A 2814-nucleotide genomic window follows, 5' to 3' on the forward strand; every position below is an offset into this window, starting at 1 on the left:
TGAAGGTGGGGTTGTTCTTCGCTGAGCTGTAGTTACCGGCGATGATCTGGCCCCGCCAGGTAAAGCCGTTGACACCGGAGAACGCACAGGGGGTGTAGAGCAGCGCATCGATCGGGCTGTTGATGGTGAACCCGTTCTTCACCGAAAAGTCGCCCTGGGTGAGAGCGGTGCAGGTTGGCTGGGCGTTGGACAGCAGGTCGGGAGTGATGAACCAAATCGTGTGCACGGCCGACGTCGACGACGAGAACTGCAGCGAGTTGACGGCGGAGAAATCGAACTTGTTCGCGAAAATGACGACGTCGCTCGTGAGCGTGACCGTGGTGTTATTGGTCGCCGTCGGGCCGCCCACGCAGCCGAGCGCGTTAATGATGACCGGTTTGCCTGCGATGGTTCCGCCGAGGGTTCCGTTGGGCAAGGCGCACGCAGCCAGAAGGACGGTGCGAACCTCGTAGGGCGTGCCACTCGAATCCACCCAGTCCGCCGGCGTGTAACCCACCTCGGTCCACGGCGGCACCGTGGGAATGACGGCCGAGCGGGTATACGTGCCACCGACGCGGACTCCCGGCGGGTTCGGGCTCACCGCACCCGCCGTCAGGTTGTCACGGATCTTGCCCGAGCCCAGGGTCGCCGTTCCGGACACCCAGGCACTCCCATTGATCGTGCACGATCCGGTGAAGGTCAGGTTACCGTTCACGACAACGCTTCCGTTCACCACCGTGTTGTTTTTCGCGCAGTCGAAGTTGCCGCTCTTGACCATGAGCCCGGCGACCGGGGACTCGGTCATATCGAAACTCGAATTCGACTCGACGGCTCCGCCCTTGTAGAAGTAGAGCGCGACTCCACTCGGTTGGATCCCCGGCACGACGTACTTCAGGATCGCCTCAACAGTCGTGGCGTTTCCCACGGTTGCACCGTTGACACCGGGTGCTTGAGCGACCCCCCGCGAGGTGATGCGCACCTGCGTGGCCGTCGCAATCGGGCAGCCCGAGACCCAGGCACTGCCCACGAAGTACTCGATGCGCGCACTGTACTGCGGTGCCACCGACGAGGAATAGGTTCCGGGTGTGGGCTGGGCAGCACAGTTGCCGACGACGTAGAGGCCTCGGCGCGCGGCCGCGAGGCCGGCATCGGCAGCGGCGTTCGATTGCACGCCCGAGCGCATCGCAGAACTCACCCCGTAGGCTCCCACGACGGACGCCGTGATCAGCGAGGCAAAGACAAGGCCGATGGCCATGACGCCCAAGACGGCCACCAGCGCGGCACCGCGCTCGGGTTCCCGGCGGAGCGCCGTGATTCTTCGTGTCAGAAACATGTCAGGTTCCCCGATGCTCCGGCCCGGCTCGTGGCCGAACTCGAGATTCTGATCGGCGGATGGTCATCCGCCAGGCTCTTGAAATTGACGGTGAGCTGTTGACCGGTGGCCGTGAAGATGCCACTGCCGGACAGCGGCGCCACGGAGTTGTCGACCAGCACCCAGTTGAGAAGATCGGCGGTGGTGGGCCTGAGAATGGCGGTGTCCGACTGCGTGAAGTAGATGCTTCCACCGGCGACCGAGTAGTACCAGGCCACGCAGCCCCACGACAACGTCGCCCCTCGTTTTGCTGTGCGGGCCACCAGAAACTGGTCAGTTCCGACGGGCACCGACAGGTGAAAATCGGTGGAATTGCGAATATTCATCTCGATGGAGTCCGCAACGGTCTGGCCTGCGTTGGAGGCCTTGGTCACGGCTTCCACTCGGCTGCTGGCCGTCAGACCGGTCATGAAGAATCCGCCGACAAGGGCGAGGACGACCAGGAGCAGTGCGCTGTACACGATGAGCTCCACGAGGGTGAAACCCTGGTCGGGTTCTGATCGTGGGAGTGTCATGCTATTTCGCCGCCACGAAGATCAGAGTCGAGGCAACGGAGAGCACGGCGCCGGTATCGGCTCGAGATACCGTGACCGCTACCGGCACCGTCAGCGGATACGCGGTCGTCAGCACCGGACAGGCTCCGCCCACCGTGCGCGCCACGGTCAGCGTCACGCCTCGCGGATCGAGCACGGCAAAGGTCGACGCGGTGAGCGCCGAGCACGTGGTCTGGGCCCGGGCATTTTCCATCTCCTTGTTGACGAGCTGGGTGGCGGCCGCGAGCGTGCCGTTCGCCGCCGACCGCTGCACCCCCTGAACGAGAACCGGCAGGAACGCGACGGCCAAAATGGTCAGCAGAAACATGGCAACGACGACCTCGATGAGTCCGAAACCCGATTCCGTTGCTCGGGCAGGGTTCCGCCGGCGTTCATTCATGGGACACCCCTCCTTGGGGCGCGGGCTGAGTGGGGTAATCACCGGTGGGGTGCCACAGCTGTGACACCCCACCGGCGTGTGAAGGTTGTTCACCGAGGGCCCGTCAGGGCCCTCGCTCAGCGCCTAGGGGCAGGCGCCGGCGGCGACGCCGCCGGAGTTGGTGATGCTGAACGTGTTGCCGGCATCACTCGTGGCTTCAATGCAGAACGCCGTGCCACCCACCGGGATGCTGACGTCGTCGTTGGCGGTGGCCGTGAAGCCGTACGCGGTGAGGTCACCGATTGTCGTCGTTCCTGCTGGGGTGTCCAGCAGCAGGCTGACATAGGAGACCTTGGCGTTTCCGAGGTCGGACTTGGCCGCGGAATCCTTCGCCTGATCCTGCTGGCTGAGGAAGATCGGAATGGCGATTGCCGCCAAGATACCGATGATGATGACGACCACAAGGAGCTCAATGAGAGTGAACCCGGTGTCTTCTTTGTTGAGGGCCGCACGCTTGCGTGCGAGCGGTCCGGTGAGCGTGTTGATCATGA

4 protein-coding genes are annotated in these 2814 nt (G+C 63.9%); all 4 read right to left on the reverse strand.

Features of this window, described 5'->3' with window-relative positions; translation table 11 throughout:
• A partial coding sequence (locus tag JF66_RS18120; RefSeq protein WP_035880211.1) for a hypothetical protein occupies positions 1-1312 on the reverse strand: 1312 nt, incomplete at its 3' end.
• Entirely contained in the window at positions 1303-1866 is a 564-nt protein-coding gene (locus JF66_RS18125) for a prepilin-type N-terminal cleavage/methylation domain-containing protein (protein WP_035880212.1), read from the reverse strand. The genes JF66_RS18125 and JF66_RS18120, both read right to left, overlap by 10 nt.
• Before the next feature lies 1 nt (position 1867).
• Positions 1868-2284 carry a prepilin-type N-terminal cleavage/methylation domain-containing protein gene (locus tag JF66_RS18130; RefSeq protein WP_035880213.1) on the reverse strand — a complete coding sequence of 139 codons (417 nt, stop codon included), beginning with the start codon at positions 2282-2284 and terminating at the stop codon, positions 1868-1870.
• Between the two features lie 123 nt (positions 2285-2407).
• Positions 2408-2812, reverse strand: a complete 405-nt coding sequence (locus JF66_RS18135) for a type IV pilin protein (protein ID WP_035880215.1) — start codon at positions 2810-2812, stop codon at positions 2408-2410.
• Positions 2813-2814 lie beyond the last annotated feature (2 nt).

The sequence above is a fragment of the Cryobacterium sp. MLB-32 genome (assembly GCF_000738085.1).
Taxonomy (GTDB): Bacteria; Actinomycetota; Actinomycetes; order Actinomycetales; family Microbacteriaceae; genus Cryobacterium.

Excerpts from the sequence above, each read along its gene's own strand:
- JF66_RS18125 (WP_035880212.1), bottom strand. The coding sequence starts at position 1,866 with ATGACACTCCCACGATCAGAACCCGACCAGGGTTTCACCCTCGTGGAG.
- JF66_RS18130 (WP_035880213.1), bottom strand. The coding sequence starts at position 2,284 with ATGAATGAACGCCGGCGGAACCCTGCCCGAGCAACGGAATCGGGTTTC.
- JF66_RS18135 (WP_035880215.1), bottom strand. The coding sequence starts at position 2,812 with ATGATCAACACGCTCACCGGACCGCTCGCACGCAAGCGTGCGGCCCTC.